The sequence below is a fragment of the Methylomagnum sp. genome (genome assembly GCF_054333355.1).
The window spans coordinates 1-5,942 of record NZ_JBTEKS010000269.1; the positions used below are offsets into that span (position 1 = coordinate 1).

The 5,942-nt window shown below is 59.6% G+C and carries 4 protein-coding genes; 2 read left to right on the plus strand and 2 right to left on the minus strand.

Annotated elements, in window-relative coordinates; genetic code table 11:
- Positions 1-158 precede the first annotated feature (158 nt).
- The gene (locus tag ACXWUF_RS16715; RefSeq protein ID WP_458495777.1) at positions 159-2,072 is read right to left on the minus strand and encodes an ATP-binding cassette domain-containing protein; all 1,914 of its coding nucleotides are present in this window, start codon (positions 2,070-2,072) and stop codon (positions 159-161) included.
- Positions 2,073-2,710: 638 nt separating this feature from the next.
- On the opposite strand from ACXWUF_RS16715, the gene ACXWUF_RS16720 reads away from it, so the two are divergent.
- Positions 2,711-4,015 carry a hypothetical protein gene (locus ACXWUF_RS16720; protein WP_458503312.1) on the plus strand — a complete coding sequence of 435 codons (1,305 nt, stop codon included), beginning with the start codon at positions 2,711-2,713 and terminating at the stop codon, positions 4,013-4,015.
- A gap of 85 nt (positions 4,016-4,100) precedes the next feature.
- Here ACXWUF_RS16720 and ACXWUF_RS16725 read toward each other — a convergent pair whose 3' ends face one another.
- A complete protein-coding gene (locus tag ACXWUF_RS16725; RefSeq protein ID WP_458495779.1) occupies positions 4,101-5,090 on the minus strand; it encodes a glycoside hydrolase family 66 protein in 990 nt (329 codons plus the stop codon).
- 279 nt (positions 5,091-5,369) lie between these two features.
- Between ACXWUF_RS16725 and ACXWUF_RS16730 the strand changes: the two genes are divergently transcribed.
- On the plus strand, positions 5,370-5,942 hold a 573-nt coding region (locus ACXWUF_RS16730), incomplete at its 3' end, for a chemotaxis protein CheB (protein ID WP_458495780.1).

The window sequence follows — 5,942 nt, forward strand, 5'->3', positions numbered from 1 at the left end:
CACTGGCGAGAGGCTTGACACCGCCATTGGCTTTAGATCTGTTTTGAATCGAGTATACGGTGGTGGGAGTGGGCTTTAGTCCACGATCCGCGTGGCTGTCGCGGGCTAAAGCCCGCTCCCACAGACCCTACAGCCCGTACACCTGAATTGAAAATGCTCTAGCCCCCCGCCGCCTCCCGCAACGCCTCCAATTCCTCCCACCGCCCATAAGCCGTTTCCAGCGCCTTTTCCATCTCCGCCAACTTGGTCTGGCTCCGCAAAATCGCGTCCTTGGCCTGCTGATAAAACCCCGGCTTGCCCATCTCGGCGTTGAGGGCGGCGATGTCGGCCTCCAGCTTCTCGATATTCCCCGGCAGGCTTTCCAATTCCTTCTGCTCCTTGAAGCTCATCTTTCTCGGCTTGCCTGCCGTCGGCTTGGCGGGCGCGGGCTTCTCAGCGGCGGCGGGCTTGGCGGGGGAGGGCGCCGCCATGCCGGAGGCGGGCCGTTGCCGCACCCAATCATCGTAGCCGCCCACGTATTCGTTGACTTGGCCCAAGCCCTCGAAGGCCAGCACGCTGGTGACGAGGTTGTTCAGGAAGGCGCGGTCATGGCTGACCACCAGCACCGGGCCGCTGTAGTCGATGAGCAGTTCTTCCAGCAGGTCCAGGGTGTCGGCGTCCAGATCGTTGGTGGGTTCGTCCAGCACCAGCAGGTTGGCGGGCTGGGTGAACAAGCGGGCCAGCAACAGCCGGTTGCGCTCGCCGCCGGACAGCGATTTCACTGGCTGGCGGGCGCGGTCGGGGGTGAACAGGAAATCCTGTAGATAGCCGATGACGTGGGTGTTGCGGCCATTCACCGTCACCCGGTCGCTGCCTTGGGCCACGTTGTCGATGACCGACGCCTCCTCGTCCAAGGTGGCGCGGTATTGGTCGAAATAGGCGATTTGCAGGTTGGTGCCCAGGCGGATTTTGCCGGAGGTCGGCGCCATCTGCCCCAGCATCAAGCGCAGCAGGGTGGTCTTGCCGCAGCCATTGGGACCGATGATGCCCACCTTGTCGCCGCGCAGGATGGTGGTGGAGAAGCCCTGGATGATGGTCCGCTCGGGATAGGCGAAGCCGACGCCTTCCGCTTCCACCACCAGCTTGCCGGAGCGCTCCGCCTGTTGGATTTGCATACTGGCTTGGCCGGTGCGGACCCGCCGCTCGCCACGTTCGTTGCGCATCTCCACCAAGCGCTTGACCCGGCCCATGTCGCGGGTCCGGCGGGCCTTGATGCCTTGCCGAATCCAGACTTCTTCTTGGGCCAGCTTCTTGTCGAACTCGGCGTTCATCTTGGCTTCCGCGTCCAGCAATTCTTCCTTGCGGCGCAGATAGGTCGGGTAGTCGCCGGGGAAATCGGTCAAGCGGCCCCGGTCAAGCTCGATGATGCGGGTGGCGAGTTTTTGCAGGAACACCCGGTCGTGGGTGATGAAGATGAGCGTGCCCGGCCAGTTCAGTAGGAATTCTTCCAGCCACAGGATGGCGTCCAGGTCCAGATGGTTGGTCGGCTCGTCCAGCAGCAGCACGTCCGGCTGCGAGGCCAGCGCTTTGCCCAGCAGCACCCGGCGCTTGAGTCCACCCGACAGGGTGGCGATGTCGGCGTCGATGGGCAGGCTCAGCCGGGTGAGCAGGTTTTCCACGGTCTTTTCCACATCCCAGGCACCCGCCGCTTCGATGATGTGCTGGCATTCCTCCATTTCCCGCATCATCGCCGTCGGGTCCGCGTCGCCGCCCAGGTGATGGGAAAGATGGTGGAAGCGGCGGACGGCCTCGCCGATCTTGCCCAGCCCGGACGCCACCACGTCGAACACGCTGCCGGAGGTGTCCAGCGGCACTTCCTGCTCAAGCCGGGCCACCCGGCAGCCGTCGGCGTAGGCGAGGTCGCCGTCGTCGGCGTGGATGTCGCCCGCGATGAGCTTGAGCAGGGTGGATTTGCCGGTGCCGTTGCGGCCCACCAGGGCGACCCGTTCGCCTTTTTCCAGGGAGAAGCTGATGCCGTCGAGCAGGGGGTGGCCGTAGCCGAGATGGATGTCGCGTAGGGAGATAAGGGACATGAGAAGGTGGGCCGTGATGAAAAAGGGCCGATTTTACGCTGTTGGGGGGCGGCGTGTTCCAATAGATTTGGTCCGTGGGCGGGGTGATGAGCAAACCGCCACCTAGTATGTTTCATCTCAAACCCACAGGATTATGCGTTCATTGCATAATTCCCTTCCTATTGTTTTAGGTATGGCCTGTCACGCAATTAATTCTCCCACGAAAGGGGTATATATGCCGCGTATGATTGGGCGAGATGGCTTGTGTAGAATCCCATAGCTCCATCAGCGCCTGAAGGATGAACGGATAACATCCCTTGGAGGGGTGTTATCCGTATGCAATACCCACCACTTGGATACAAGGAGGATTTATCCACATGTCCGTCGCCAAGTCCGAGTTGGCCATTCCTAGGGAAACCAGTCTTTCCGCCGAAATGGCTTTATTCATGTTCGCCTGCCTATGCTGCGGCCTGCCGGTTTGGCTGCCGGAGTTTCCGCCCATGGTCGACCTCCCGCAACATGCCGCCCAAGTGGCTTTATTGATTAATCTGCGCGACCCCACGTTTGCCTTCGCCGAGTATTTCAGGGTCAATCTTTTCACGCCTTATCTATTTGGCTATTCCATGATCGCGGCGCTGGCTTATCCCTTCGGGATCGTGGTGGCCTGCAAGGCGGTGGTATCGCTGGCGCTCGCCGCGTTTCCCCTCGCCACGCGCTTTTTCCTGCGGGAAACCGGGGCCGACCCTTATTGGGCTTGGCTGAGTATTCCGGCGTTGTATGGATTCGCTTATCAATGGGGATTCCTTAATTTTCTGGTGGCCGCGCCCCTCGGTTTGGTATTCCTGGGGCTGGTTTGTCGGCAAGGCTTAAGACCGACTTGGCAATCTTCTTTGATTATGGCTATCGCCATGAATCTACTGTTCTTTTCCCACGCCTTGATATTCGCATTCTTTGTGTCGATAGCCGCCCTATATTGGCTATGTTCTGTGAAAAGTATTCGCGAGTTGGGCATGAGGTCATGGCCTGTGTTGACTGTCATGCCGATGGCTATCGTCTGGGTGGCGATTTCTCGTGCCCACCCGATGTCCGTAGCGACCGTCACCTTTTGGGATTTGGGCTTGAATAACAGCATTGATCCGTATTACGTATCCACTGCGACATGGAGTAATCCGGTATATCCGGGCTGGGGAAGAATATCCGGTTTCATTCCTAGGTTGCTTGGCCTTCGACCCGATCCAGTGAGTTTTATGAGTGGGGTATTCCTATTCCTGATTCCGGTATTGGCCGGTGGCCGAGTTGCCAAGTCCAAACGGCGACTGATTCCTCCGGGAGTGTGTGCGCTGGTGTTGTTGTTCGTCCCTAGCTTTGTGTTTGGCACCGGGTTTGTATTTCAAAGATTCACTTTATTCGCCCTGCCGTTTTATTTGGGTGCTTTGGATTTTCCGAAGCGGACCATCGGCGGCTATCAAAAAAACCTGAGATATCTGGTGCCTGTGATCGCTTTCGCCTGGATTGGCATGGTCGCCCACCATGCCCGGTTGATCGACCGGGAGGCCGGGAGCTTTGGGGAAATATTGGGGATGATGGAGCCGGGCGGACGGGCCTTGTCCATAGTATTAGCGAGGGACGATTCGGTGTCTATCGCACCCACTTTCATCAGTTATCCCGCTTGGTATTCCGCCATTAAGCGGGGTATCACGGACCCTAGCGCGGCAGGGTTCATCCAGATGCCGGTGGCGTTTTTGCCGGGGAAAATTCCGTCGGCCAGGGTCATGGAGTTCGATTGGAATCCAGACCGATTCGACTGGAATAAACATAATGGCGGCGAATACGATTATTTTGTGATTCGCGCCAAGGCCGATCCGGGGGGCTTGTTATTCAGGGATGCGCCTTGTGGGATTAATAAGGTCGCTCAGGTGGGGTTGTGGTATCTATACCATTACGATAAGGGGTGCCGCGATTAACTCATTAAATCGTTCCCACGCTCGGCGTGGGAATGCATCCTATACAGCATATCCATCAACCGTCTACCCAAGCAACGCTGATTGCTTAACGCGGCACACGCACCGCCAATTCCCGCCGCTCTTCCGCACTAATCCGCTCAGTGATCGGCCAATACTCATTCACCACCCGCCGGTCCCCATCCGCCACGGCAATATAAGCGATACCGTGCCCGGCGGCGGCGCGGTGGCGGGCGACCAGGATTTGCGAAGGCGTTTGCCCCGGTGGTACGGCAGCGCTAGGATAAAACCCGATAACTCCGCCTCGCCGCAGTAATAAAGGATGAAACATCGCCTGAAAATAAGCCTGCTGCTTGGCCTCGCTCCATACCTCCACATAGGGAAACTCCACCGTCGCCAATATCAGCGACATATCCCACCACGCCATATCCACAAAATTCATGGTTTGCTTGAGCTTATAGCGCCGCAGTTCCCCTTGCGCGGTGGTGAGGAAATCCCGGACGCCGCCGGTTTCCGCGGCGTAGTCAGGGGCTAAAGCGCCCAGCGTGTCCCAGTGAATGCCATCGAAACCCATCTGCTTGATAGCCGGTGCCCAGGTGGCGACTTGATGTCTGGCCCAGGCGCCGTTGAGGAAATAACAGGGGAAATGGCCCGCGTGGCGATGCCAGACGCCGTTGTGCATCAGCGGGAAAATCTGGCGGGCCGGGTTGGCCCAGGTGGTTTCCTCGGCCCCGACCGCCTGCACATAGGCCCAGGCGCGGCCATGCTGGCGGTGGATTTCGTCGATATAAGTGGTGAGCGTCGCCCGGCAGATTTCCCGCTTGTGGAAAAACGGGTCGGTCCAGCGCGTGCCTTGGGTTGGGGTGGAATAGTCGGCGAACCAGTCGTAAAGCTGGAACTCGCGGATGCCGAAATCGCGGGCCATGGTGCGGATGCGGTTCCGGGCTTCGCTGTCGCTTTGGCAGTGGAAGGCGGTGAGATAGCCGTACTCGCCGGTGAGTCCCAGCGCACCGACCGCCGAAACATGCAAAAACATCAGCAGCCCGAGGGCCGGGAAAAGCTGTTTCAATGGCGTCATTAAGTCTCCTCCTGAGATGGTCAATCCAGCCGGTTGAATGCGCCCCGCGAACATGGGCGCGGACTTTTTAGGGTCAATGCATTAAGGTTGCGACTCGAATCATTCGTCCGGTTCGAGCCGTAACCCGTCCCGCAGAACTTCCCCTACACGCTTGGGGAAGCGGCGGACTCATGCGTATGTTGCCCCGCTGCCCCGCGTCTACAATTACTCCGGTCGGGTTGCTTGTTCGAGCCATGTTCCGTGGCCGGTCCCGGCTTACGATAGCGCTTATAGTGTTCCATGAAAAATCCCGTAACCATTCCGCAACCCGGTTCCCCCGCCATTGATTCAAGCCCCACGGAACCGGATTTCCCCATTGTGGGCATCGGCGCGTCCGCGGGCGGCATTCCCGCCCTGGAGGCATTCTTTGAGCGGCTCGGTTCGGGCGGCGGCATGGCCTTCGTCGTCATTCTGCACCTTTCCCCGGAACACGAAAGCCATCTGGCCGAGGTGATCGGCAACCGGACCCAGCTCCCGGTGACGCAGGTCAACGAGCCGGTTAAGCCCGAGCCGGATCATGTCTACATCATCCCGCCCGCCCATGCGTTGGTCCTGATGGATGGCTGCATCGTGCCCGCCGCGCCGCCCCCTCATCAACGGACGCCCACCGCCATTGATCGGTTTTTCCATTCCTTGGCCGACTATCGCCGCCACCGCGCCGCCGCCGTGGTCCTGTCCGGCGCGGGGCATGACGGGACGGACGGTTTGCGTCGGATTCGGGAGCGGGGTGGCTTGGTGATCGTGCAGGAGCCGTCGGAGGCCGAGTACGAATCCATGCCCCAGGCCGCCATCGACGCCTCGCTGACCGATTTG